Annotated in this window: 23 protein-coding genes and 1 tRNA gene; 9 read left to right on the top strand and 15 right to left on the bottom strand. The window is 44.7% G+C overall.

Annotation, left to right across the window (positions count from 1 at the left end; all coding sequences use genetic code 11):
- Positions 1-2: 2 nt before the first annotated feature.
- Positions 3-1022 (bottom strand): LacI family DNA-binding transcriptional regulator, encoded by a 1020-nt coding sequence (locus tag FN815_RS01770; protein ID WP_142452874.1) that lies wholly within the window; start codon positions 1020-1022, stop codon positions 3-5.
- 199 nt (positions 1023-1221) lie between these two features.
- On the opposite strand from FN815_RS01770, the gene FN815_RS01765 reads away from it, so the two are divergent.
- From FN815_RS01765 to FN815_RS01735, 7 genes are all read left to right on the top strand, one after another.
- Positions 1222-2196: a phytoene/squalene synthase family protein gene (locus FN815_RS01765; protein ID WP_142452873.1), complete on the top strand. Its 975-nt coding sequence runs from the start codon at positions 1222-1224 to the stop codon at positions 2194-2196.
- Between the two features lie 136 nt (positions 2197-2332).
- Entirely contained in the window at positions 2333-3835 is a 1503-nt protein-coding gene (locus FN815_RS01760; protein ID WP_142452872.1) for an acetyl-CoA carboxylase biotin carboxylase subunit, read from the top strand.
- Between the two features lie 6 nt (positions 3836-3841).
- Complete coding sequence (gene murQ, locus FN815_RS01755) at positions 3842-4783, top strand: N-acetylmuramic acid 6-phosphate etherase (protein WP_221930219.1); 942 nt, start codon at positions 3842-3844, stop codon at positions 4781-4783.
- Between the two features lie 163 nt (positions 4784-4946).
- Complete coding sequence (locus tag FN815_RS01750) at positions 4947-5531, top strand: lysophospholipid acyltransferase family protein (RefSeq protein WP_246075100.1); 585 nt, start codon at positions 4947-4949, stop codon at positions 5529-5531.
- Entirely contained in the window at positions 5528-6208 is a 681-nt protein-coding gene (locus FN815_RS01745; RefSeq protein WP_142452869.1) for an energy transducer TonB, read from the top strand. The genes FN815_RS01750 and FN815_RS01745 overlap by 4 nt, the downstream gene beginning before the upstream one ends.
- 76 nt (positions 6209-6284) lie before the next feature.
- Positions 6285-6376 (top strand) — tRNA-Ser (locus FN815_RS01740).
- Positions 6377-7605: 1229 nt separating this feature from the next.
- Positions 7606-9876 (top strand): carbohydrate binding family 9 domain-containing protein, encoded by a 2271-nt coding sequence (locus FN815_RS01735; protein WP_142452868.1) that lies wholly within the window; start codon positions 7606-7608, stop codon positions 9874-9876.
- Between the two features lie 151 nt (positions 9877-10027).
- On the opposite strand, the gene FN815_RS01730 is transcribed toward FN815_RS01735, so the two are convergent.
- A complete protein-coding gene (locus FN815_RS01730; RefSeq protein WP_142452867.1) occupies positions 10028-10819 on the bottom strand; it encodes an SDR family NAD(P)-dependent oxidoreductase in 792 nt (263 codons plus the stop codon).
- A 94-nt stretch (positions 10820-10913) separates the two neighbouring features.
- Positions 10914-11753 carry a helix-turn-helix domain-containing protein gene (locus FN815_RS01725; RefSeq protein WP_142452866.1) on the bottom strand — a complete coding sequence of 280 codons (840 nt, stop codon included), beginning with the start codon at positions 11751-11753 and terminating at the stop codon, positions 10914-10916.
- A gap of 169 nt (positions 11754-11922) precedes the next feature.
- On the opposite strand from FN815_RS01725, the gene FN815_RS01720 reads away from it, so the two are divergent.
- Positions 11923-14862 carry a glycosyl hydrolase 115 family protein gene (locus FN815_RS01720; RefSeq protein ID WP_221930205.1) on the top strand — a complete coding sequence of 980 codons (2940 nt, stop codon included), beginning with the start codon at positions 11923-11925 and terminating at the stop codon, positions 14860-14862.
- Positions 14863-15023: 161 nt separating this feature from the next.
- Here the strand turns inward: FN815_RS01720 and FN815_RS01715 are convergent, their stop codons facing one another.
- From FN815_RS01715 to FN815_RS01660, 12 genes are all read right to left on the bottom strand, one after another.
- Positions 15024-15776 carry a DUF3667 domain-containing protein gene (locus FN815_RS01715; RefSeq protein WP_142452865.1) on the bottom strand — a complete coding sequence of 251 codons (753 nt, stop codon included), beginning with the start codon at positions 15774-15776 and terminating at the stop codon, positions 15024-15026.
- A 367-nt stretch (positions 15777-16143) separates the two neighbouring features.
- Positions 16144-17871 carry a Na(+)/H(+) antiporter subunit D gene (locus tag FN815_RS01710; protein ID WP_142452864.1) on the bottom strand — a complete coding sequence of 576 codons (1728 nt, stop codon included), beginning with the start codon at positions 17869-17871 and terminating at the stop codon, positions 16144-16146.
- Positions 17861-18076, bottom strand: a complete 216-nt coding sequence (locus tag FN815_RS01705) for a hypothetical protein (RefSeq protein WP_142452863.1) — start codon at positions 18074-18076, stop codon at positions 17861-17863. The genes FN815_RS01710 and FN815_RS01705 overlap by 11 nt, the downstream gene beginning before the upstream one ends.
- Before the next feature lie 2 nt (positions 18077-18078).
- On the bottom strand, positions 18079-19563 hold the full coding sequence (locus FN815_RS01700) for a monovalent cation/H+ antiporter subunit D family protein (RefSeq protein WP_142452862.1): 1485 nt from the start codon (positions 19561-19563) through the stop codon (positions 18079-18081).
- Between the two features lie 20 nt (positions 19564-19583).
- Positions 19584-21083, bottom strand: coding sequence for a complex I subunit 5 family protein (locus FN815_RS01695; RefSeq protein WP_142452861.1), 1500 nt, complete (start codon positions 21081-21083; stop codon positions 19584-19586).
- Positions 21080-21448 (bottom strand): cation:proton antiporter subunit C, encoded by a 369-nt coding sequence (locus tag FN815_RS01690; RefSeq protein WP_142452860.1) that lies wholly within the window; start codon positions 21446-21448, stop codon positions 21080-21082. The genes FN815_RS01695 and FN815_RS01690 overlap by 4 nt, the downstream gene beginning before the upstream one ends.
- Positions 21441-21881 carry an MnhB domain-containing protein gene (locus FN815_RS01685; protein ID WP_142452859.1) on the bottom strand — a complete coding sequence of 147 codons (441 nt, stop codon included), beginning with the start codon at positions 21879-21881 and terminating at the stop codon, positions 21441-21443. The genes FN815_RS01690 and FN815_RS01685 overlap by 8 nt, the downstream gene beginning before the upstream one ends.
- Positions 21871-22185 carry a hydrogen gas-evolving membrane-bound hydrogenase subunit E gene (gene mbhE / locus FN815_RS01680; RefSeq protein ID WP_142452858.1) on the bottom strand — a complete coding sequence of 105 codons (315 nt, stop codon included), beginning with the start codon at positions 22183-22185 and terminating at the stop codon, positions 21871-21873. Before mbhE ends, FN815_RS01685 begins: the two co-directional genes overlap by 11 nt.
- Entirely contained in the window at positions 22182-22427 is a 246-nt protein-coding gene (locus FN815_RS01675) for a Na(+)/H(+) antiporter subunit B (protein ID WP_142452857.1), read from the bottom strand. The genes mbhE and FN815_RS01675 overlap by 4 nt, the downstream gene beginning before the upstream one ends.
- Complete coding sequence (mnhG, locus tag FN815_RS01670) at positions 22427-22756, bottom strand: monovalent cation/H(+) antiporter subunit G (protein ID WP_142452856.1); 330 nt, start codon at positions 22754-22756, stop codon at positions 22427-22429. Before mnhG ends, FN815_RS01675 begins: the two co-directional genes overlap by 1 nt.
- Positions 22749-23030 (bottom strand): MrpF/PhaF family protein, encoded by a 282-nt coding sequence (locus tag FN815_RS01665; RefSeq protein ID WP_142452855.1) that lies wholly within the window; start codon positions 23028-23030, stop codon positions 22749-22751. The genes mnhG and FN815_RS01665 overlap by 8 nt, the downstream gene beginning before the upstream one ends.
- Complete coding sequence (locus FN815_RS01660) at positions 23030-23590, bottom strand: Na+/H+ antiporter subunit E (protein ID WP_142452854.1); 561 nt, start codon at positions 23588-23590, stop codon at positions 23030-23032. Before FN815_RS01660 ends, FN815_RS01665 begins: the two co-directional genes overlap by 1 nt.
- Before the next feature lie 457 nt (positions 23591-24047).
- On the opposite strand from FN815_RS01660, the gene FN815_RS01655 reads away from it, so the two are divergent.
- Positions 24048-24671 carry a 4'-phosphopantetheinyl transferase family protein gene (locus FN815_RS01655; RefSeq protein WP_142452853.1) on the top strand — a complete coding sequence of 208 codons (624 nt, stop codon included), beginning with the start codon at positions 24048-24050 and terminating at the stop codon, positions 24669-24671.
- Positions 24672-24796 lie beyond the last annotated feature (125 nt).

The raw sequence follows: 24796 nt of genomic DNA, 5'->3' as shown, positions 1-24796 counted from the left end.
GCTTATTTCTTGTTTTCAGTAGATCCGCGTTGTACCAATACCGGGTTGATGGTGGTTTGATACAGCTGATCGTCTGGTTTCGTAATTATTTCTGCGAGTCGTTTGGTAGCCTGAACGCCAATAGTGTACATCTTTTGATCAATGGTGGTCAGCTCCAAATATTTACTCAGTTTGATGTTGTCGTATCCCATAACGGCTATGTCTTCCGGTACATCCATGCCTAATTTGGATAGGGCATAGAGGGCACCCACGGCCATGGTATCGTTAGAGCAGAAAATGGCATCGGGGAATTTACCCTGCTTCTCATACTTATAGATAGCTTCAAAGCCGGCTTCTTCGGTATATCCGCCATGCTTGGTGGTATCGCCGCTCATAAAGAGCTCCTTGTCGATTTCCATCTTATAGTTTTTGAGAGCGTCTTTGAAACCACGAATGCGTTCTTTAGACGTGCTGGTTTCCAGGATACTGGTGATCATTCCAAGACGCTGAAATCCTTGTTTCACCAAATGCTCACCGGCAAGGTATCCACCCTGGTAATCATTAAGCATAAAGTAATTGTAGGAGGGATGGGAAGAGTTCACCAATACCGCAGGGGTCTGTGTAGCTTGAATCAACTCATGTACTTTAGGGCTTAAGTTGATAGAGAGAAGAATAACAGCATCGGCCGTGCCCCGGTCAAAGAAGTTTTGAACGCCTTCTTCAGGATCTTTAGAACCGGTATTATACATGATAATATCGAGATCCATCTTTTTGATTTCGTCTTTCACCCCTTTCAACACCTCATTAAAATAAGGAGTAGTAAAAGAAGGAACCGCAATGGCGAGCATTTGGGGTTCTTTACTCGCTAACTTTCTGGCACTAACCTGTGGCCGGAAATTGAGCTCTTGTATCGCTTTTTCAACTTTTTCTTTCGTTGCTTTAGACACATTTTCGGAACCATTGAGCACTCGACTTACGGTGGAAATTGCAACCTCGGCCCGTTTGGCTACTTCGTAGATGGTTACTTTTTTACTCTTACTCATTTTGCCTCAATTAATTAGCGTGAATCAAAAACCGAAATTAATATTCTGTAGGAAAATATCAATCCAATGTTAATTTATGATATACTCCAAGTATAAACATCTTCCTTTCAAAATGTTATAGTGAAAATAATGAAATAACTCTTTGTGGCGGGAACTTTTTACTTAAACATTTGGCTTATGCAGGTGAGAGGCGTTTACCATGACAAATATTCTACGAATTCCATATCACCTTTTTAGACCGCTCTACGAGCGTACATCTTTTCATCGTTCCGTGATCGATGATTTGAAAGATGACAGCTTGAAGGAGGCCTATACCCATTGCCGGGTCATCACAAAAAAGCACGCTAAAACTTTTTATATGGCTACCCGCTTTCTCCCGAATGAGAAGCAGCGCGGTATTTTTGCTATATACGGGCTCTGCCGATATCTCGATGATCTGGTGGACGAGGCGGAAGATCTTGTAGACAACCGAGCCATCACCGAAGAAGAAATTGATGAAAAGCTGGCTCAGTTCGGGGAAAGATTGATTGATGTCTATGAAGGCAGGAGAGTTGATGATCCAATTCTGCAAGCCTTTGCTGATACCCTGAAGAAATACTCTATTTCTATGGAATTACCCTTTGAATTGATGGAAGGGGTGAAGACGGATTTATTTAAAAACAGGTTCGAGACTTTTGAGGAAGTCTATGACTATTCATATAAAGTTGCTTCTGTGGTTGGGCTGATGACCAGCGAGGTTTTTGGCTATGTTGATAAAGAAGCACTGGATTACGCCGTTGATTTGGGTATCGCTATGCAATTGACCAATATTTTGCGGGATGTGGGCGAAGATTTACAACGAGGACGAATTTATTTACCTCAGGAGGATCTGGAGCGATTTAATATCACCGAAAACGAGCTTTTTGCCCGAAAGAAAAACGACAACTTCATCAAGTTGATGAAATTTCAGATACAGCGTGCCCGGGACTATTACGATCGCGCTGACATGGGTATTCCTTTATTATCAAACGACAGCCAGTTACCCGTTTATCTTGCCAGGTATAATTACAGCCGCATTCTGGACAAGATTGAAGAGAATGGCTACAGTGTATTTAACAACCGAGCCTACCTCAATTACACCGAAAAGCTTTCTATTCTTCCCCGTGTTTTAATTGATATGAAAACAGCTAACTAAAAAGCTGTTAAACTACTTGGAGAATCAATCGTTAAAGCCCTATTATTGAGCAAGTACTCACCTGTTGAAAGCGCTTGCATAAATACCGGTTGGTACATTTTTTTCTGAACATATCATATCATCAAATAGGGATTTTATGGCGGATATAAAGAAGATACTTGTGGCCAACCGGGGCGAAATAGCCTTGCGTGTTATCCATACCTGTAAAGAACTGGGCATTGAATCCGTAGCGGTGTACTCTCGTCCCGATGCAGATTCCCCACACGTACTTCATGCGGATGAATCCGTTTTTATTGGGGAAGCGGCTTCATCGGAAAGTTACCTGGTGATTGATAAAATCATCGATGCCGCCAAACAGACCGGGGCCGATGCCATCCATCCCGGCTATGGATTTTTGAGTGAAAACGCCAGCTTCTCAGAGCGTTGTGAAAAAGAGGGCATCATCTTCATCGGGCCAAAACCCAAAGCCATAAGTTTGATGGGGGACAAGACCGAAGCCCGCGAGTTGGTTACGCAAGCCGGTATCCCCACGCCCCCCGGACTTAAAAGCGAGCTTAAGGATATTGAAGAAGCCCGCCGTGTGGCCGATGATATCGGCTATCCCATTTTGGTGAAAGCTGCTGCGGGTGGAGGTGGAAAAGGGATGCGCATCGTGCATAAGAAAGAAGAGTTTGAGGCCAGTATCAAAGCCGCAAAATCGGAAGCACGCAATGCCTTTGGGGATGATCGCATCTATATAGAGAAATATCTCGAGCAACCGCGACACGTTGAATTCCAGATTATTGCCGATACCCATGGCAAGATTCTCCATGTTTTTGACCGGGAATGTTCGGTGCAGCGACGCCATCAAAAAGTGATTGAAGAAGCACCTTGCGCTATTCTTACTCCTGAGCTGCGTTCCAAAATGGCGGAAGCAGCCATCAAAGCGGCACGGGCTTGTGATTATATCGGTGCGGGAACCATTGAGTTTATGGTGGACAAAAACCTTGATTTCTACTTCCTGGAAATGAATACGCGTCTGCAGGTGGAGCATCCCGTGACGGAAATGATCAGTGGAGTAGATTTAGTGGCCCTGCAAATTTTAGTAGCAGAAGGCAAAGAGCTGCCTTTTGAACAAGACGATTTATCCATTGATGGTCACGCCATTGAATGCCGAATTTATGCGGAAGATCCTGCCGACAAATTCCTGCCCAGCACAGGATTGCTGAAGAAGCATCGCGTTCCGACAGGCTCCGGGGTTCGGGTTGATGCCGGGGTGGAAGAGGGGCAAAAAATAACCATCAACTACGACCCCATGATTTCCAAGTTGAGCGTTCATGGTCCCACACGGGAAATTGCCCGCAAACGCATGCTCCGGGCATTGGACGAATATGAAATTGCAGGATGCAAAACCACCATCCCATTTTGTGAGTTTACCCTCAATCATCCCGCATTCATAAATGCCGAATACGATACCCATTTTGTCCCCGATCATTTCACGCCGGAGAAAATGCAACCTAAGCAAGATGAAAGTGATGTAGCACTCGCAGCGGCCTTGCTAAAAAATGCGCAAAGTGGAGAGTCTTCAGGTACAAAGCAGAAGGCGTTGGTGGATGATCATCGCGAAGCCAGTCAGTGGTGGAAAAAGAGAAGGGCATAGAGGATAATTTTGTCAGATCAAGAGGTAAACAAAAAACTGTATCACAAGCTGGAGAAACTCATTACGGAGAAAAGAAATCCTCAAAGTATGGGGATTGATTTGGCTTCGCCGCTCGAGATAGCAGAGATAATCAACCGGGAAGATCAAAAGGTGGCTGAAAGCGTAGAGCAGCGCCTGGATGTGATTGCAGAAGTAATAGAGCTGGTGAGTGATGCCTTCCAACTTGGAGGCCGTTTGTTGTATTTCGGGGCAGGAACCAGCGGAAGGTTGGGAATTCTTGATGCTGCTGAATGTCCCCCGACTTTTGGTTCACCGCCTGAGCAGGTACAGGGATTTATCGCCGGCGGGAAAGAAGCTATGTTTGTGGCCCAGGAGGGAGCGGAGGATGATCCCGAAAACGGCATACAGGCAATAGATAAGGCTGAAACGGCTCCACCGGATGTAGTATGTGGCCTGGCCGCCAGCGGACGCACACCCTACGTGCACGGCGCCCTGAATGAAGCTAAAAAACGTGGCTGTAAAACCGTTTTTGTAACCACAGTTCCAGCCGAACAAATTGATATTAAGGTAGATTACCTGATTGATGTACCTGTCGGGCCGGAAGTGATTATGGGCAGCACGCGCATGAAAAGTGCCACAGCCCAAAAAATGGTGCTGAATATGATTACTACGGGAGCTTTTGTGCGTCAGGGCAAGATTTATGAAAACGTGATGGTGGATTTGATGCTCACCAACAAAAAACTAGTTGAGAGAGCCAAGCGTATTATTACTATCTTTGCGGATGTCGATTACGAGCGGGCCGGGCAGTTGCTTGAGGCATCTGGTGGTCATGTTAAAACCGCCCTGCTTATGGCTCTAAAAAACCTGAACGCTTCTGATGCTAAAAAGCTTCTTAGTGAACACAACGGTTTTGTTCGAAAAGCCCTGCTACAGATCGATTCTAAGTAAGTTTTAGATTTTATTTCTTGTTATGCGAACCCTCTTCAGTATTTTTTTATGGACGTACTTTTGCGTTCTCTTTCTTGTATTTTTTATCATTATATCGCTGGTATTCCTGGTTACTTTTCCCTTCGATAAATACCGTAAAGCGCCTAATTTCACGCTCTCAATTATGGCCCGATGCATGATGATGGCGAGTCCCAAGTGGACCATGGAGTTTGAAGGAACCGAAAAGTTTGATCCCTCCGAACCTACCATTTTTGTATCAAACCATCAGAGCTTTATGGATATGGTGTTGATCTACCATTTGCCCTGGAAGATGAAATGGGTGTCAAAGCGAAGCTTGGCGTATATTCCGGTGATGGGCTGGCTGGTTTGGCTCACCGGACATCTAACTATCAATCGCTCCAGTAAAACGGCTCTTAAGAAATTATCTAACCTGGTACAGCCGTTAAAAGATTTGGTGCCCGTCATGATTTTTCCTGAAGGGACCCGCACAATTGATGGCAAGCTTCGTCCGTTTAAGAACGGTCCGTTTCTATTGGCCATGGAATACGGATTTAAGATACAGCCTATGGCTATTGACGGCGGTTATAAAGCCATGCCGCCCGGTTCCAAACTCGTTAACCCCAATGTTGATTTTAAACTCCGGATTCTGGACGCTATTGATCCCACAGATTTTGACGGGCTCACAGAGCTGAAAGAACATACCCGGGAGTTGATCGGTCAGCAGTTAAAAGAAATTCAATCTACTTGAGTCGCTCATTCTGGACCTTTTATGATCAGGACCTTCGGCATGAACACCGGTTTATGCTGGCGCTGATTTGTGCAGAACTGATGGTTATTGGGGTGATTGCATTTTGGCCTGCCCAGGCTCCCGAAGCCCCGCCTGAATTTGATACCTTCAGCAACGAAGAGATTTTAATTGATGAGGCGATCATTACCCGGCAAAGTTCAGCCCCGGCGTCTCCACCTAAACCGGTAGTTCCGGTGCCTGTTCCCAATGATGAGATTATCGAGGAAGAAATTGATTTTCCAGATATGGATGAGATCTTCACCAATATAGATGCCCAGGGAGAAATCGGTACCTCTTCTGTGGATGGAGAAGGGGAGATCGTGGGCAGTCCCGACCGCCCGGCTGGTTTAGTTCGTATTGTAGAACCCACTGTACCGGAAGCGGCAAAAAGAGCTAACGTTAAGGCACGCATAGAAGTAACCTTTTTAGTTGGTGAAGATGGTAAGGTAGAAGATCTCTCCATCTCAAGCATTGAGGTAATGAATGAGAATGGTAGTTTTGAACGTGTAAACCAGATTGGCTATGGGTTGATGGAGGCTACATTGACCGCCGCTTCCAAATGGCGTTTTTCTCCGGCCCGGCATAATGGAGAGCCGGTTAAAACCTATGTCAGAAATAGTTTTAATATTGGGCTATAAAAACTTTGAAATAGGTTATAATAACTTCTATCTTAGCCGCCCTTCGATTCGATAATCGCTTCACTTTTACACAAACGGAGAGGTGCCAGAGCGGTCGAACGGGCTCGCCTGGAAAGCGAGTGTGCCCCCTACGGGGTACCGAGGGTTCGAATCCCTCCCTCTCCGCCATTTAATATTCAAACCACAGCTCAGCAATGTTCTGTGGTTTTTTTATGCACATACATTTAAAAAGGAGCGGATGAGAAGCCTGTCCCACTTTCAATTTGATGCATGAAAGCATCGGAACGGCGAGAAATACCTGCATCTCTACACCTTTTCAACAATAATCATAAAATACGGAACCGATAAAAGTTCGCATATCGCAAATCGGTCTATCGATTAATCGCATATCAGTTTACCCTACATCAATTTTTAAGTTTGGAGAAGTACATCCAACCAAGCCGAACTCAAGGTTTAGTAAATTTTCGTTGCGGTGGGCTGGAAGCTGGAGCTTCCGGGAATGCATTACGAAGCAAGAGCTTCGTAACGAGGACAAACCACCATACATACCTTGTTTGGTGGTTTTTTCTTTTAGGGAAGCCTCTCTTTCTATTTTAATCCTTACTCTTACACTCTGGTAAGCTTCGCATATCGCAAATCGGTCTATCGATTAATCGCATATAAGTTTACCCTACATGATTATTTAAGCTTGGAGAAGTACATCCAACCAAGCCTAACTCAAGGTTTAGTAAATTTTAGTTGCGGTGGGCTGGAAGCTGGAGCTTCCGGGACTGCATTACGAAGCAAGAGCTTCGTAACGAGGATAACGATAGAGCTTACAACCGATAACTTCCAATGGAATAATTACAGACCAATTTTCGATTTCCCACACATACCTATCAACCATCAGGGCGAAAATTTTCTGTGCCTGGCGTTATTATGCTACCCACCAGATTATGCTGCCCACCAGGCGTTCCGCTGGAACGCGGATAACGTATACATGAAAGATTTGAGTTAGACAATGATTTCATAGCATCAATTAGCCCGGCTATCGCTCAGATGGGTTTCGAGATGGGCTTAATGTATCCCGGTCTGACGCTGACTTACCTTTGCTTACATCTAATCCCGCAGAGAGCCGTCCTACCGATTGAAAGGGACAGGCAGTTTAGGGATTCCTTTTCTCTTTTGAACCAGGATTGCTCAGGATTTAGGAATTAGCAGGATTTTCTATTCACCTGCAAATCCTGGTTCTGCCATTATGATACAATAAAGGGGAGACTCTCAACCCCAAAAACAATTCAAAATTCAACATCCAAAATTTCCAATTCAGACTCAACAAATACAACTTTTATAAAACGGCGCTGACTCAAACAGCTATTTTCTGCCAGTCTTAAACCCAGCGAGTCACTTTAGTTTTTATGAGCCGGATTTCTCTTTACAGTCTTTGTTTCAGCTTGATTGTACCCATGGTATTGGTATTTGGTAAGGCCTTCGCCCAGCCCACACAGCGAGCAGATATTTTTCTATACGAGCCCCTCAGTATTGATAACGATTTTGATATAGACGGCACCATGCGTCATCCGTTCTGGCAAGCGGCGGCAGCCACACCGCTTGAGCATCAGCGTCAGCCCAACGATGAGAAAGCCGCCCCGGTTGAAACCTACGTGAAAGTATTATACAGCCGAAATCATCTTTACATCGGTTTTGAGAGTCATGACCCTGATCCCTCCAAAATAAGGGCCAATGTGACGGACAGGGATGGTTATTATGGGGATGATTATGTGGGCGTCATTCTGGACACCTATAACAACAACCAGCAAGCGTATGAGTTTGTGGTGAACCCGCTGGGCATACAAATGGACGCCACCCGCACGGCTACCTCCGAGGATTTCAACTTTGATGCGCTTTGGTATTCAGAAGCTTCCATAAACGGTGAGGGCTACATCGCCGTGATGAAGATTCCATTCAAAAGCTTCAATTTTCCCGACAGTGAGGTACAGGACTGGGCCATTCAGTTCATCCGCAATTATCCACGGGATAACCGGTATCAAATTTCCTGGACTGACGTGAGCATGGACAATTCCTGCTTTCTATGCCAAAGCGGAACCCTGGCCAACATGCAGCGAATGGAGCGGGCGAAAACAGTAGAATTGCTTCCTTATGCGGCAGCTACGCAGGGAGGAGCACTGAATGATTTGTCTGATCCGGATGCCGGTTTTAACAACGATCCCGTAGAAGCCAAAGTCGGAGGGAGTATCTCCTATAATCCCACCACCAACAGTTCGCTGGAGGCCGTCATCAATCCCGATTTCAGCCAGGTTGAAACCGATGCCGCACAAATCAGCGTAAATGAAACCTTTGCCCTGTATTTCTCCGAAAAACGACCCTTTTTTGTGAGGGGATCTGATCTGTTTAACACCCGGGAAGATTTGTATTACTCGCGAACCATCAATAATCCGCTGGCTGCAGCCAAGTACACCCAAAAGAACGATCGGTTTAGCATCGCATTTTTAACGGCCTATGATCGCAATGCGCCGTTTATCATACCGGGCCGCGATCGCAGCAGCTCTATACGCACCGGCATGGAGGCTTACAACAATGTGCTACGCGGAAAGTTTAATATCAGAGCTGAATCTCACGTAGGCGGACTGCTTACAACCCGAAATCAATCAGAAGGGCATAACTATGTGGGGAGTGTGGATTGGGATGTTTTGGTTGCTTCGAATTACTATTTCAGGGGACAGCTGGCATACTCCAACACCAAGGAACCGGATGATATGCGGGTATTTAGCGATCCGCGGCGTTTTGGTGATACCCAATATGACGCAGCTTTCAATGGCCAGCAATTTGGCGGAACCTTGGTGAATACCGAGTTCGCCCGCGAGGCCAAGTATTACAATTTTTTGGTGGGATATTCGGCCTATTCGCCCACATTGCAAACGCAAACCGGGTTCATCAATCGAACGAATCGCCGGGTATTTGAAGCCAGCCAGGGATTGTCCTATTACCCGGATGGCGACTTGTTATCACAGGGCTCACTCAGGGTAAGCGGCAACTGGCGATATGATTTTGATGGGCAGTTTATGGAGCGCTTCATGTTTGTCCGACTCAATAATAAACTCACAGGACAGAATGAGATCAACCTAAACTTTCTACCGGTTAATGATGAGCGCTTCAGGGGAGAGATGTTTCGGAATATTTATCGTGGCACCATCAGCTTTAGCTCTAATACCTGGGATGCTTTTTCCTTTGGGGGCAGTTTTGAATATGGCCGCAATATCAACCGCAGCAGTAGTAATCCAACCTTGGGAATTGGCTACAACATTTCTGCTAATGCCACCTTAAAACCCACTCCACGTTTTCAGCTTGGGTTTGATTATGACTACTCAAAACTGTCTGCAGAAAAAGGGAATGAAACCTATTATAAAGGTGATATTTACCGTGTAAATACCCGTTACAATTTCAGCAAGCGTATTTTTGCGCGGCTCATCACCGAGTACAATTCCTTTAACAGTGAGGTACAGGTGTATCCTCTGTTTTATTACAAAGCCAATGCCTTCACCAAATTCTATATCGGCATGACCAGCTATCAGCGCGAGTTTTCAAACACCATCAATGATGGCTTCCGCGGCTATCATCAAACCCACCGGGAATTTTTTGTGAAGCTGCAGTATTTGATTCGCAGCTGATTCTCTTCACTATTATTGCGCCATCCCTGCGAAGGAAGGGGGCTGATTGTTTTTGAGGCCAACAAACGTATCACTACGACTATTTCTATCCCGGACTGACGTAATTTTCATTGATAGCGAAATTCCGTGGTTTTTGGCATCTGCATCCTGATTAATAGTACCCGTTTATACCATTACCTTTTGCCAACATCTTTCCATTCATTTTTCTCATTAATGATGAAGGTGTTAATGCTGATAATATTCTGAATTTACGTCCCGGCAACACCAGCGGTTGGTTCTTTTGAAAAGCGCTGAGTGTTTCTTTCACACACTGTTTGGTATTGATAGGGTTAAGAGGCATTTTATCCGCTTCAAAGCCTAAGGCTGGCACAATAGGGGTATCGGTTGGCGTTGTTTCCAGCACGGTTACGTTGACCTTATATCTCCTTAATTCTTCGTGAAGTCCCAGTCCCAAACTGCGAATATAGGCTCTGGTTCCGGCATCATTGGCCATAAAGGGAAGTCCGTTTTTTGCACCCATGGCAGAGACTAATATCAACCCGCCTCGACCACGTTCCACGAACTTATTGGCAAAGTGATGGGATATTTTCAGGTGAGTGAGCACGCTGGTATGAATCATGCTCAAAAGGTCATCCATTTTTTTATGAATGAATTCGCCCGGGTTACCCGTGCCCGCATTGGATACCACCAGACCAATGTCCAAATCTGAAACCGATTGTAATAGTTCATCCACCGCATTTTCCTCTGACAAATCAGCTCGTATTGCCTGGTATTGAATACCAAATTTTTCCTGTACATCGCGACCGATTTTTTCAAGTACCTGCTTTCTTCTGGAGGAAAGGACCAAATTGATATCCTTAGAAGCCAGTTGATAAGCAAACTCTTTTCCAATTCCAGATGAAGCTCCGGTTATAAGTGCCCAGGGGCCGTATGTTTTTTCCATGATGTCTGTTTTAATTTTCTTCAAATTGCTTTAAACAAACATCGCTCATTTTAGGGGCAATCCTTTGTATCAGCCCGTCAAATCATTGTAAATATCATTCGTTGGAATTCTTTCGGTAATCAGAAGGGGAGCATCCGAATTTATCTTTGAATGAATTAGAAAGATGGGCAGCATCGTAGAAGCAGGTCTTAAATGCTATTTCGCCGATGGAAAAGCTGCTGTGAAGCAATAGCTCTTTGGCTTTATCCAGTCGTTTATTTTTCAGATAATTGGAAGGACTGTCATCAAAAACCTTCCGAAACTGCCGGTTGAATGTTGACAGGCTCATATTGCATAATTCAGCGAGATCGCTCACCGTACAATCGGTAAATATATGACTGTGAACCACCTGCTTAAGGTTTACCTCCACGGGTGAAAAGGTCTCATTGAATAATTTTCTAAGTGAAGTCGTATTCCCCGTTTTCTGGAGCAACAAAATGAGTTCCTGTATTTTCAGTTTCAGCAGCTCATCACTTAGCATGGACCGGTTGTGAAAATACGATTGAATTCCATTGATGAATTCTTCCAGCACACTGGAGGGGTCTACTTTGCGAATAAAGGACTCCTGCTCCGCCTGGGCTGAAACCGGGAAGTGTTCCTGGTAAATCTCCCGGATGACCTTTTTGGGCAAATGGAACACAAGAATCGTATAGCTTTCCTCATTAAGCCCTGGTAACAACTCTGAAAAGTAAGTACCGCACCGCAACAGAACAGCCTCTTTGCTGTGCACTTCTTTTTGTTCGTATGGGGCTTTAATTTGAGTGCTTCCCTTGTCAAAGTAAATGAAACAAGCCTCATCCGGAAAATTAAAAGACAAGCGAAAAGGTGGCTTAATAGAAACTTTTTCTATCAGCGTGACCTCGCCAAATTCTATTTTCTGATGATTGGTGATCATGAATAAAAAAGATCGCTTTCTGGATTAATTAATCTAGCTTAAAACTAACCAAACTCCTCTCAAATTTACTATACTTACATCGCTAATACTCAAGTGGTTTATTGGTAAGGATATGATGTAGTTCTTTAGTGTTGTAAAAAAAATGAATTCTCAATAGTTGGAGTGTGAAATGAATAGCTTAAAAACGAGCAAGAAACCAAAACTATGGCAGCTAATAATGGCAGGCTTAATGGTGGTTTTTATCATGGGGCAGGTGGATGTATTGGCCCAGCAAAAACTGGGTTTAAACACTTCTATTATTTCCGAAACCAACGCCAATGAAGATGCTTATCCGCTGGTTTCTCAGGAAGGAGCTGCTGTGTTATGGTATGATGAGCAAGATTATAAAGGAGTCATCCGGGCCATTGGAGATCTTCAAACTGATATTGAACGGGTAACAGATCTCAGACCGGAAATGTCCGGCAATCAGCCTGAAGTTAAGCACGCCGTTATTGTTGGTACAGTGGGGAAGAGTGCCGTACTCGATGAGCTGATCTCCAACGGAAAACTGGATGCAGACCAACTAACCGGTAAGTGGGAGAGTTTTGTCATTACCGCAGTTCAGAATCCTGTGGATGGGGTTGAGCAAGCACTGGTGATCGCCGGTAGCGATAAGCGCGGAACCATTTATGGAATCTACGAGCTTTCGGAGCAAATTGGTGTTTCGCCCTGGTATTATTGGATGGATGTGCCGGTAAATAAGAAAGATCAACTTTTTGTGGAACCGGGTTTTTACTATTCCGGTGAGCCCAAAGTGAAATACCGCGGAATTTTTATCAATGATGAAGCACCGGCCTTAACCAACTGGGCGAAAGAGAAGTTCGGAGGATTCAACCATCAATTTTATGAAAAAGTATTTGAGCTGATTTTACGTAACCGGGGCAATTACCTGTGGCCCGCCATGTGGATTCCCACGGCTTTCAACGATGATGATCCCTTGAACCCGAAACTGGCAGATGAGTATGGAGTGGTGATGTCTACCAGTCACCACGAGCCCATGATGAGGGCACATGACGAATGGTCACGCTATGGAGAAGGGGCCTGGAATTACGAAACCAACAAAGAAACGCTGCAGGAGTTTTGGCGCGGTGGCATCGAACGCATGGGCGAGTATGAGAGCGTAGTCACCGTAGGGATGCGTGGCGATGGTGACGAAGCCTTGTCTGAGGAAACAGCCATTGACTTGCTGCAAACCATCATTGACGACCAGCGGGAAATTATTGAAGAGGTAACCGGCGAACCGGCCGTAGAGACCCCACAGGTTTGGGCCCTGTATAAAGAAGTGCAGGATTATTACGACGAAGGCATGCGTGTGGATGAAGACATTATGATCCTTTTTAGCGATGACAACTGGGGCAATGTCCGCTATCTTCCCAAAAAAGAAGACTGGGACTACAAGGGGGGCTACGGCATGTATTATCATTTTGATTATGTAGGTGGGCCGGTTTCTTACCGCTGGCAGAATGTAACGCAGATCGAAAAAGTGTGGGAGCAAATGAACCTGACTTACCAATGGCAGGTGGACGATCTTTGGATTGTGAATGTGGGGGACATCAAACCGATGGAATTTCCCATCAGCTTTTTCCTGGATCTCGCCTGGAATCCTGAAGCCATCGATGCTGCTGATCTTCCCCAATACTACGTGAATTGGGCAGAAAAGCAGTTTGGAGCAACCTATGCGGAAGAAATTGCAGAAGTTGTTAAACTATACTCCAAATACAGCGCCCGCCGAACCCATGAAATGATCACCCCGGAAACTTTCTCCATTGAAAATTACCGGGAAGCAGACCGGGTGCTTGAAGAGTGGAAGCAACTGTATGAAAAAGCACAATCTATTTATGATAAACTGCCCGAGAGTCATCAATCTGCTTTTTATCAGTTGGGTTTGTTTCCGGTGGAGTCGACCTATAATCTCAATAAAATGTACGTAGCGGCCGGCAAGAACAAATACTATGCAGAACGGGGAGCTGCTGCAGCCAATTATTACGCCGATCAGGTGATAGAGCTTTTTGAGAAAGATGCTCAGCTCGCCGAGTATTATCATGAAGAACTGGAAGACGGCAAATGGAACCATATGATGTCGCAAACGCATATCGGCTACACCTACTGGAATCATCCACCTGTGAATAAAATGCCGGCAGTGTCCTATGTGCAAACCCAGGAAGAAGCTGAGTTGGGTTTCCTGATCGAGTACGGAGCTCAGCCACCCTGGGGCTGGATTGACGTGGAAGGAGACTGGTGGTTTCAGTTCGAAATGCCGGCCTTTAACCCGGTGAATGATCAAGATTATTATATCGATATTCTTAACCGGGGCAAAGAGCCGCTAAGCTATTCCATCACTTCAAAACAAGAATGGATTGAAGTATCCTCTACAGAAGGAACTATTGACTATCACGAAAAAGTCTATGTAAGCATTGACTGGGAAAAGGCTCCCAAAGAGCAAACCAGCGGAGAGATTGTCATTTCCGGTCCAATCAAAGAACATACGGTAAAAGTGCTGATTGAATACCCGGATGTAGAGCCGCAGGGTTTTGTGGAATATGACGGGGTGATTTCCATCAATGCGGCGGATTATCAGCAGGCCGTAAGCAAGAATGGAGTGGAGTGGATTACAGTTCCTAACTTGGGAAGAACTAACTCATCCGTAACTATTGAACCCGCCAATGCCGAAAGAAAAATACCGGGGGAAAACGCTCCTTATTTGGAATATGAATTCACTGTATTTGATTCTACGGAAATCAAAGTCGATACTTATTTATCACCGACCCTGAATTACAAGAAAAACGAAGGGTTGAAATACGGAATCGCCATTAACGAAGAAGAACCTCAGATCATTAACATGCATGAAGGTGAAGAAGTAGCCGACTGGGAATACCCGGCTTGGTGGAATAACTCGGTGACTGATCATATAAAAATCAAAAAATCCCAACATCAATCGGTACCTCCTGGAACACATACCCTGAAAGTTTGGATGGTGGATCCGGGCGTAGTTTTTCAGAAATTTGTGATTGATGCCGGTGGAGTGAAGCCCAGCTATTTGGGTCCGCCGGTGAGTGAGTTTGTGGAGTAGGTTTTAGTTCTTAGTTCTGCGCATTGGCTACTCATTTCATCAATGATGCTATTCTCCATGCAGGGCATGTGGAACAAGTACAAAGTTGGATTTGAGATAAATCCATTTATTGGTGAGCCTGAGTTCTGAGTTCTGAGTTCTGAGTTCTTGCTTTAATTCTCTCAGGGAAACAAAACTACGCTGTACAGGGTAATCCAAAGCAGCAAAAAGCGGTAGGCTAATATGGCTGTTATTAATATCAGAAAAGAGACATACAGTGCCTTGGAAAGGGTAATCCAAAAGCCATCATTGTAAAGCCGTTTAAAGAAGTAATACCCATAGAGGGTGGTGATAATAATCTGGGCAGGAAAAATGGTAGAATCTACAATATAATGCGCTATGGAAGTATTTAACCATTGGTCCATTTGGATGGTTATAACCAGTATCAAATTAACAACAAGCGCCAAAAATATGATGTAACTGCTAAAGGAAAGCCCAGTTACAAGATGGTGATAGGCTTTTCGGGATTTCCTGAAGTTGATGACGAACAGAAGAAAAGACACGATAGGTGCCATTAAAATCAACAATGAGTTGGATAAGCCGGTCACCCGGCTGTCGAAAGCGGCTATAAATTGCTCCTGACTCATTCCACTTTGTGAAATAAGATTCAAGACGATTTCTTCAATGGAACCGCTGTAGTATTGAGCGTTGAGTTGCGAATAAAAAGGAGTCGTAAAACCGTCAAAACCGCCCAGTGGCAACAACAAAAAATACAACAGGTTAATAATCAAAAAGAACCTGACAGGAGAGATATAGCGCTGATGTTTTAAAGAAAGCCAGTTCCTGGGATATACCCCGGCATTGATGAAGTCCTTGAAAGTGCGGGTTAATCGGGAATTCTCTCCAAAAAACTGGTGAAAAAAATCTAAGGCCAAAGCTTTGATAGTGAAATGACTTCTACTGATCGCCTTTTATCCACACCTGGGGCAATAATTGATCACCTTTTTGCTCCCGCAATTTTTGCAATGATCTATATTCTTTATCATTTAAAAGCCTGTGTAATACCGTAGATTTTTTCCCGCATTGATTATAATGAATCAAAGGGTAATTTCCTCATAAGTAACCGAAGGTATAAGTCAACTATCAATAGTAAATTGCCAATAACGCAGGCGGGGTGTAATCTTCATTTTAAATTGGATATAGACATAGACAAGAATGTTGTACCCAAGAGACAAGAGGGCAAAATAAAGAGAAGAGGTAGCAAGTATTTCTTTTGCTACCTCTTCTCTTAACATCGTTTCCTTACAGAAGGACAACCAAACTAGCTACCAGGAAGCCAAACAGGATAAAAGCCAAAGCCGCACCCATCGGGGCACTGAATCCGTCGGATTTCACGGTTCGTCCTTCGTGAACAAAGGAGGGAAGCAAATACTGCATTGGATTTTTAGAAAGTCCGGAGAGTTTATCTGCAGCACTTAGTGCCACTTTTTCTGCTACTCCAAATAGGTTGTTGGGTACTTCTACCAACAGGTAACGCACGGCAGCTGCAGGCTTGCGGTAAAACCAGTCGGTATCGATGGCAATGGTTGGGGTACCTTCCAGCTTTTTGCGCAGCAGCCAGAAACCGATAAAAGTGAACACCAGGATTTGCATCATCTCTACAAAGTGGTAGATGGTGTATGGATGATAATCTACCGCATATGGAAGATAATTGTAGAGCAGGGCAGGATATACACCAAAGAGCGTACAGAAGAAAGCGCCAAAGCCCATCGCTATTTTCATGTTGATGGGTACCTTGCCTACATCAAACTCACTTTTCTTTTCTCCAAACCAGGTGAAGTAAGGAAGCTTGAGTCCGGTGTGTAAAAAGGTACCGATGGATGCCAGAATAAGTAGCAGCATCACGGTTTCAAAGTGGGCATAACCCGCTGCACTTACCACCATGGACTTACTAATAAAACCGTTGAAAAACGGGAATCCTGAAATGGAGAAAGCTCCAATCATATACAAGCCGACTATCACTGGCATCTTCTTGGCAAAGCCTCCCAGCTCCGTAAGCTTGCTTTTACCTGTAGCATGGATAACCGCTCCGGCTCCCATGAATAGCAAAGATTTGTACAAAATGTGACTGAAGGCATGAGCGGTAGTTCCGTTGATGGCCATTTCGGTACCAATACCAACACCGGCTACCATGTAACCAACCTGACTTACAATGTGATACGCCAGAATCTCACGGATATCATTAACCAATACCGCATATACTACACCGTAAAGGGCCATCGCCACGCCCCAGTATACCAGGATATCCCAGCCGGGGAACAATCGAATCAAAACATATACTGCGGATTTGGTGGTGAAAGCACTCATAAACACGGCACCCGTAATAGTTGCTTTGGGATAAGCGTCAGCCAGCCATGCGTGTAGTGGTGGAATGGCAGAGTTCAGGGCCACACCGGTCAGCATAAAGATGCTGGCCATAGTATAGGTCTCTTCAATATTTTCAATAAGGAAGGAACCACCACTGGAAAGATGGAGCAAAATACCGGTGAGTAAGAGTCCGCCGCCAAAAGCGTGAACAAGGATATAGCGCATTCCAGCTTTGTCGGAAGCTTCGGTCTTGCGAGCCCAGATTAAATAGGTGGAAGTGGCAGCCATGATCTCCCAGAAGAAAAATAGGGTAAAGAAGTCACCGGCAAAAGTAACACCCAATGCACCGGCAGCATAAGCCATAGCGGCACTTTGCTGGCCCACATCCTTAATATGGAACGCATACACACCGCCAATAAAAGTGATCATCACGAAAATGGTACCGAAGATACGGCTGAGGCGATCTACCTGCAGCAGATGCAGTTCATAACTGGCAAAAGGTAATTGCAGCAGACTGCCTTCGGGCAAACTCCATAGCACGCCCAGTGCTGCCAGTGGAAATAGTAGAAAAGCTGAGCTGCGAATACGCTCAGGTATAAGGGGGAGCAGCAGGGCTCCTAAAATCAGAATAATTGCGGGTACAGTGAGCAGCTCAACGATCATAGTAATCTTCGTCGCTTAAGATGAAAAGTTTTCCTAACCATTTTGAAATGTAAATAATAGCCACACAGCCGATGAATCCCCAGATGGCGTAAAACGCCGGGATATGATTCCACCAGTGCGGACTCTTGATTTCCATAAATCCGAATTCCAGAACCAAACTGATGAGGAATACAACGCCAAGTGCTATCCAGTGCCAGGTTTTCATAGTTACATTGGGTTAAAAATGCTTGATGCTACAGTGGTAGCCATATCAAAGAAATTGAAAAATAAATCGGGATAAACGCCGAACAGGATCGACAGTATCGCCGTGGTAAACAGTGGCACCACCATAAAGGGTGAGGCCTCAGTATGTCCTTCCAGCTCTTCTCCGCCTTTCTTGAAATATGCGCGGTGAATGATGGGGAAGAAGTAACCTACGTTCAATAATCCACTAATTACATACACGGTTACCGGGATGAACATGCCGCCTTCCAGCGCGCCTGTAGCCAGGAACCACTTACTTACAAATCCGTTTACAGGGGGCAATCCGGCCAGTCCCATAGAACCAATGGTGAAAGCCGCCATAGTCCAGGGCATCACTTTGGCAATTCCATTTAAACTGCTGATGTTCGACTTGTGCAAGTTTACCATGATAGCACCCGCACAGAAGAACAGGGTAATCTTCATGGTAGCATGCGTGGAAATATGCATGATACTTCCAATCAGGCCGGTTTCGGTCAGCAACGCGGCACCCAGTACGATGTAGGAGAGATGTCCAACGGTAGAATAAGCGAGTCGCCGTTTTAGATTGTCTTGGGCAAAAGCCAGTAATGATGCCACGATAATGGTTATACCGGCCATGACCATCAAAATATCATTGAGCCCAAATTCAGCCATCACGTCAGGGCCAAGAATAAAGCCTACCACTCTTATCACCCCAAATACACCGGATTTTACTACGGCTACGGCGTGCAACAAGGCACTAACCGGGGTGGGTGCGGCCATAGCTGAAGGCAGCCAGCTGTGCAGTGGCATGATGCCTGCTTTTACGCCCACACCACCTAAGAATAACAAGAAAATAGTAATAGCCATCGGCTGTGACAGCTCTACATCGCCGAAGATACCACCGGGACGGAATTCAAGCGTTCCGGTGAGGTAATAAGTGATACCAGCAGCAGCAATCAGGAGCAGACCGGCGGTCAGGGTGTACGTCAAATACTTGCGACCGGCTGCAATGGCTTTTTTGTTTTCACTGTGAATTACCAGCGGGTAGGTAGCAAGCGTCAACATCTCATAAAAGATGATGAAGGTAATCAGGTTACCGGAAAAGGCGATACCGATGGTGGAACTCAAACAGACGGCAAAACTGGCAAAGTAGCGGGTTTGCTTTTTCTCATGATGCCCGCGCATATAGCCAATGCTATAGAAAGAGGTGAAGATCCACAAGCTTGAGGCAATCAGTGCAAAGAAGACGCCAAAGGTATCAGCCCGAAGTACCAATGGCAGATCCGGGGCAATTTCAAGCAGTTGCAATTCGATGACATTACCCTGCAGGGCCGAGGGTAACAAAGTGAGTACCAGCAAGAATTTGATCACTCCAGCCAGGATGGTCCAGAACTCGCGGAGGTTCGGTTTTTTTGAACTCAGCAAGATGAACGGCACCGCAGCCAGCGATACAAGAACAGCAAATAAAGGAATGTACGTAAGCTCCATGTGATGAGTGAATTATCTGTTTAAAATCCTGCCGGAAACATTGTGAATATTACATTTACGATGTAGGCGTTGAAAATACCTACTACCAACAATCCGATAGCCATCACCGCCATGGGGAACATCATACTGAAGCCCACTTCATTATTTTGGGGTGATACTGCTTCGGCGTCGTCGGCCTCTTCAGCATCGGGATTGTTGAGATATACTTTTTCAAGAATTCGGAAGAAATAGACGGCATTCAGCAGCGAACTGATCAGGATAACCGCCAGCAACATCCAGTTGCTGTTTTCGATGGTTCCCAATGCCAGGTACCACTTGCTAAAGAATCCGGCCAGTGGCGGCAAGCCTACCATAGAGATGGCAGCCGTTGTAAATGCGACCATGGTCCAGGGGTATTTCTTGCGATAACTGTTATCAAATTTCGTAATCAGCGAATGTCCCTCTTTGGTTCTCAGGCTTCCAGATACAAGGAAGAGGAGGGCTTTCATTAAAGCGTGATTGAGTACGTGTAACACCGCTCCGATAAAACCAAACGGATTGGCCAGGCTGATACCCATGATGATGTATCCAATTTGCGATATCGAGCTGTAAGCCAACATTTTCTTGAGCTCGCTTTGGGCAATGGCCATGATAGAACCATAAAGGATTCCAACACCGGCAAAAATGCCGACAATGGTAGTTACCGGCAGCTGGGCATCAATCAGTTCTACACCAAAGAGGAATAACATAACGCGCAACAAAATATAGGCGGCAACCTTTGTACCTATCGGAGCAATCAACGCCGATGAGGTGGAAGAGGCAAAAGTGTAAGAATCGGGCAACCAGCCGTGTAGTGGGAATAAGGCCGCTTTTACGCCTACGCCAATCACCATTAATATCAGGGCGCCTACCACAGCAGAGTGACCAATCACCTGCGGAAGCATGGCGTGCATGTCAATAATATTGAGGGTCCCCGTCACCGTATATAAAAAGCCAACACCCAGCAGGTACAATGAGCCTCCTACGGTTCCAATAATCAAATAACGGAAAGCTGAGTAGGGTGCACGTTTTGACCCGATAGCAATGAGGGCATAGCTGGAGAGAGACGATATCTCAAGAAAAACGTAGAGGTTAAAAAGGTCGCCCGTAAGTACCATGCCATTGAATCCAAGCATCATCAGCATAGAAATGGTGTAATACGGCATCTTACGGCCGGGAAATTCCAGCTTGCTGATTTCTTTGGAGTGAATAAGTACGAGGAAGGCAATGGCATTGATCACCAAAACGATGAAAGCAGCCAGACCGTCGTATACAAACTCGATGCCGATTGGGGGCATCCATCCGCCAAAATAATAACGGATTACTTCTCCGGATTGGATGTAATTTATAAATCCTAAAGCAGAGAGGAAGGTCGCGATTCCTGAGCCCAACAGAGCCAGGGCACGGGTGATTTCGCTTCTCCAAAGCCCTATGACGGGAATCAGGATGGCAAATAGGATGTATGTAGCGGGTATTAAAGCCGGTATATTAGATCCTGTCATTGAATCTTATCTAAAAGTTCTTCTTCGTCGAGTGTACCGTATCGGTTGTAAATCTTGATGATCAATGCGTAAGCAACGCCCAAAGTGGCAACCCCTACAACAATAGCCGTAAGCATCAGGGTGTGGGGCAGGGCGTTCATGTAATTGGATACTTCGCTTACGGGTAATCCGTCTGCTTTAACCGGTACGGTGGCTCCCCATTTCATGGCAACGGATACAAAAAACAGGATTACGCCTGCCTGAAAAATGGAAAGTCCGATGGTTTTTTTTACCAAATTCTTTTTGATGAGCATGCCATATAAACCAATGGCCAGCAAAATCATGGTAAACCAGTACGCATAATGTCCCATAAAGAAATCAAGCATAGTCTTCTCCTTTTACCATGTTATCGTAAATCAATGTGAGTACGGTCATTACCGTCAAACCAATTCCGAGTTCAATAATAAGAATGCCCCAATAGCGCAGGTAGGCAGGTTCAAGCCCCGGTATAGGTAGTTCCTCGTAGTCAAGGAAATATCCACCCATTATAAGAGCTGTTAAACCGGTACCGAAGTAAATAACTACGCCTAAAGCGGCGAGGGGAGTGGTCAGGTATTCTTTAAATTGCAACTGGGCTAAATCAGTACCGCTGGCGATGCGAATCAACAGCAGGGAAACTGCCAACAGAGTTCCGCCCTGAAAACCGCCGCCGGGAGAGTAGTGACCGTGAAAGATCACATAAAACCCAAAAAGCATGATGTAAGGACTCAGGAAACGCGTGCCGTATAATACAATGGGGCTGGAAGATTTATTCGTCATCTTCTTCTCCTTCCTTTCGGTTTCTGAGTAATAAAAAGGTGATCAAGCCAGCCGTAAAAATCACAATCTGCTCACCCAAGGTATCCACGCTACGATAGTCACCCAAAATAACGGTAACGATGTTGGGAGTGTGGGCATCGTGGTAAGCCTCCTGGATGTAATAGTTTCCGGCTACTTCGGTGCCAGTCATGCTAACTTCCTGGTTCATCTGGTTATCAGGATCACCGCGAAAGGGTAAATCCGATGCAGCAAAAAGCAGCACAAGGGTAAACGCTATGATCAAAAGTAATTTTAGGTACTTCAATCTTCTGTTTTGTAAGTGGTTTGATAAATAGCTACAACTAATAGAATACCGGTTACGCCGGCTCCAACTACGGCCTCGGTAAAGCCTACGTCAACCGCGCCCATAGTGGTAAAAAGCAGGGCGGTGATAAAACTAAATACCGTAAGCATTACAGCAGAAATCAAAAGGTCTTCTGCTTCTAAAGCGATGTATGCCGTGATCAGCAAAAAGATGAATAATATGAGTTCGAGTTCCCAGTACATCAGCCTTCCGTTTTGTCTTTTTTGTTATCGGGAAACAGGGGTTTAAGGCCTGCATTGAGTGCCGCCCGTGCAAGCGCGTGGGCTCCAATGGGATTAGCCAACAGGATGAACAATAAAATCAGAAATAACTTCCCAGTGTTTATCGTCAGGCCTTCAAAAATCATAAGCCCAAGGATGACCAGCATCATACCCAGCGTATCACTTTTACTGGTGGCGTGCGTGCGGGAATAGAAATCCGGTAGACGGATAATGCCAATACTTCCAATTAGTAAAAAGAAGATACCCGCCACAATACATATAATCGATAGAATAGAGGTGATATCAGTCATCGTAACGGACATTTATTTTATCGGATGAGAAATACTTGGCGATAATGAGTGAGCCTACAAAGCCAAGAATGGCATATGCCAGCGTGATATCAATAAACATGCCTATGCGATCGAAAATGTAACCGATCAGGCAAATTAACACGATGGTTTTTGTGGCTATAGCGTTGGTTCCCACCAAGCGGTCGAAAACGGTTGGACCTTTGAGTACCCGGTAAGCGGGCACAGCAATAATGGCGGTAAGAATAACGGCGCTGTACAGAAAAAAGGAATCCATCAGCTGAGTTCCTCCTTGCTGTGGATGACTTCAAAATCAGAAATCACGGGATGCATTTCGTTAGTGAATAATTTCAGGACCTTCTGAGGCATGTCGTCGTTAACAAGACCTTCGAAAGAAGCAGGGGAGATAGCGTGTACAATAAATTCGTCTCCCTGAATGTCTACCGTCAGTGTTCCAGGCGTGAGAGTAATAGAGTTACCCAGAATCATTTTACAATGTGGATTAGGGTAGTTAACCTTAAACTTAACGACAGAAGGCTCGATTGGTAATGAAGGGCTCAGCAGTATTTTTGCAACGTTGATGCCAGAGATTACAATCTGAACAAGCAGCCAAACAAAATAATAGGGAACAAATATGAACCGAAGATCTTTAACAACATCGGTTTCGCCTTCAAAATAGGAATGCTTTTTAATACGATGGTTAATGGCCAGCACAATACCGACACTTAAAATCCCCATGAGGCTGTGAGTCACATCAAAGTAACCGCTCATGAGATACCAGAATCCCATCAGCACAAGAAAAGAGACAACCACGCTTTGAGCAGAGAATGACTTCAAAATTTAGAGCAATTAGGGGTTAAGGGAGTTTTTTTTAATGGCTTCAAACATACAAATTCTACGATTCACTCGAAATCTAAATCGACGAAAATTGAAAGTTTAATATTGAAGCAATAAGGACGGAATCAAAATTGAATTTTCTGTGAAGATGCCAGTAAAGTTTAATACAAATAACAATTTGATATAGACCTATTACAGAATCGTTTGTTAAACCGTTCACTTATTTATAGCGGGTAATCGACATTGCAGTCAAATTCTTAAATAAAAAAATAACTTCGTTTTTAATTACTACCTCAGAAAATAGCAGACCTCCTAAGTTTAAAAAAATGAAGTAGCTTAAGTTTTAACAAATTTGCTTTAAATATTGTAAACGGTGCGTACTGATTGAGTAAGAGAATCCTGAGCTTGAGCTTAGTGGAGCTTTGCGCCAACGGCAATATTCCTGTACTTTTTGGGTATGAAGAAAATTGACACTACTAAAATACCTCTTTGGCCGGATCGCGTAATTCTTGGATCGGCCGATATTGCTTCCGATATGTCTTTAGATATTCTCACCGAAGAGGAAGTGGAGGCCATTAATGGTTTTAAGCATCCTAATCGCAAAAATGAATTTGTCACTGCCCGTCATTTATTCCGATATCTGTTAGGACAGCTTGATATACATACAGAGCAGGTAACACTTACTAAAGAAGAAAGCGGCAAGCCAGTGGCATTTTTTAGAGGAAAGAAGCTTTATGTGAGCTTTTCTCATTCCATCGAGAAAGTGTACTGTGCCTTATCTCAAATATATGATGTGGGGCTGGATGTAGAACCTTTAGACAGAAAAATAAATCCGGCAGTGTTAGCTCGTATGTTGAATGAGCGAGAGCAGAATAGTTTAAAGCAGGAATCTCCCGTGGCTTTATGGACAATGAAAGAGGCTGTGGTGAAAAGCATGGGTACCGGGCTGCGTACTAACTTGTGTGATCTGACCATCATTCGGAAAGATGAGGATCAATATTATGTAGATTTTAATAATGATAAGAGCTTCGAAATTTGTAGTTTCAGTCAAGCTAAACACCAAATAGCCTTAGCCTATTAAAGCGCAAATTATCAGAAATGGATTGTAGAACCCGAGGATGATTTTCCATCTAATTGGAAAAACTGTCTTTGGGTTTATTTTTTTCGGCAGCGGCCGATAAGTGAGTAAACGGATAGAGTAATACA

Source organism: Gracilimonas mengyeensis, assembly GCF_900182705.1.
Taxonomy (GTDB): domain Bacteria; phylum Bacteroidota; class Rhodothermia; order Balneolales; family Balneolaceae; genus Gracilimonas; species Gracilimonas mengyeensis.
This window is presented reverse-complemented; position numbering and strand designations above follow the sequence as displayed.

What these genes read in the sequence shown, in the direction of transcription:
- FN815_RS01770 (WP_142452874.1), bottom strand. Translation starts at nt 1,022, where the DNA reads ATGAGTAAGAGTAAAAAAGTAACCATCTACGAAGTAGCCAAACGGGCC.
- FN815_RS01765 (WP_142452873.1), top strand. Translation starts at nt 1,222, where the DNA reads ATGACAAATATTCTACGAATTCCATATCACCTTTTTAGACCGCTCTAC.
- FN815_RS01760 (WP_142452872.1), top strand. Translation starts at nt 2,333, where the DNA reads ATGGCGGATATAAAGAAGATACTTGTGGCCAACCGGGGCGAAATAGCC.
- FN815_RS01750 (WP_246075100.1), top strand. Translation starts at nt 4,947, where the DNA reads ATGGCCCGATGCATGATGATGGCGAGTCCCAAGTGGACCATGGAGTTT.
- FN815_RS01735 (WP_142452868.1), top strand. Translation starts at nt 7,606, where the DNA reads ATGAGCCGGATTTCTCTTTACAGTCTTTGTTTCAGCTTGATTGTACCC.
- FN815_RS01730 (WP_142452867.1), bottom strand. Translation starts at nt 10,819, where the DNA reads ATGGAAAAAACATACGGCCCCTGGGCACTTATAACCGGAGCTTCATCT.
- FN815_RS01725 (WP_142452866.1), bottom strand. Translation starts at nt 11,753, where the DNA reads ATGATCACCAATCATCAGAAAATAGAATTTGGCGAGGTCACGCTGATA.
- FN815_RS01720 (WP_221930205.1), top strand. Translation starts at nt 11,923, where the DNA reads ATGAATAGCTTAAAAACGAGCAAGAAACCAAAACTATGGCAGCTAATA.
- FN815_RS01710 (WP_142452864.1), bottom strand. Translation starts at nt 17,871, where the DNA reads ATGATCGTTGAGCTGCTCACTGTACCCGCAATTATTCTGATTTTAGGA.
- FN815_RS01705 (WP_142452863.1), bottom strand. Translation starts at nt 18,076, where the DNA reads ATGAAAACCTGGCACTGGATAGCACTTGGCGTTGTATTCCTCATCAGT.
- FN815_RS01700 (WP_142452862.1), bottom strand. Translation starts at nt 19,563, where the DNA reads ATGGAGCTTACGTACATTCCTTTATTTGCTGTTCTTGTATCGCTGGCT.
- FN815_RS01695 (WP_142452861.1), bottom strand. Translation starts at nt 21,083, where the DNA reads ATGACAGGATCTAATATACCGGCTTTAATACCCGCTACATACATCCTA.
- FN815_RS01690 (WP_142452860.1), bottom strand. Translation starts at nt 21,448, where the DNA reads ATGCTTGATTTCTTTATGGGACATTATGCGTACTGGTTTACCATGATT.
- FN815_RS01685 (WP_142452859.1), bottom strand. Translation starts at nt 21,881, where the DNA reads ATGACGAATAAATCTTCCAGCCCCATTGTATTATACGGCACGCGTTTC.
- FN815_RS01675 (WP_142452857.1), bottom strand. Translation starts at nt 22,427, where the DNA reads ATGTACTGGGAACTCGAACTCATATTATTCATCTTTTTGCTGATCACG.
- mnhG (WP_142452856.1), bottom strand. Translation starts at nt 22,756, where the DNA reads ATGACTGATATCACCTCTATTCTATCGATTATATGTATTGTGGCGGGT.
- FN815_RS01665 (WP_142452855.1), bottom strand. Translation starts at nt 23,030, where the DNA reads ATGGATTCCTTTTTTCTGTACAGCGCCGTTATTCTTACCGCCATTATT.
- FN815_RS01655 (WP_142452853.1), top strand. Translation starts at nt 24,048, where the DNA reads ATGAAGAAAATTGACACTACTAAAATACCTCTTTGGCCGGATCGCGTA.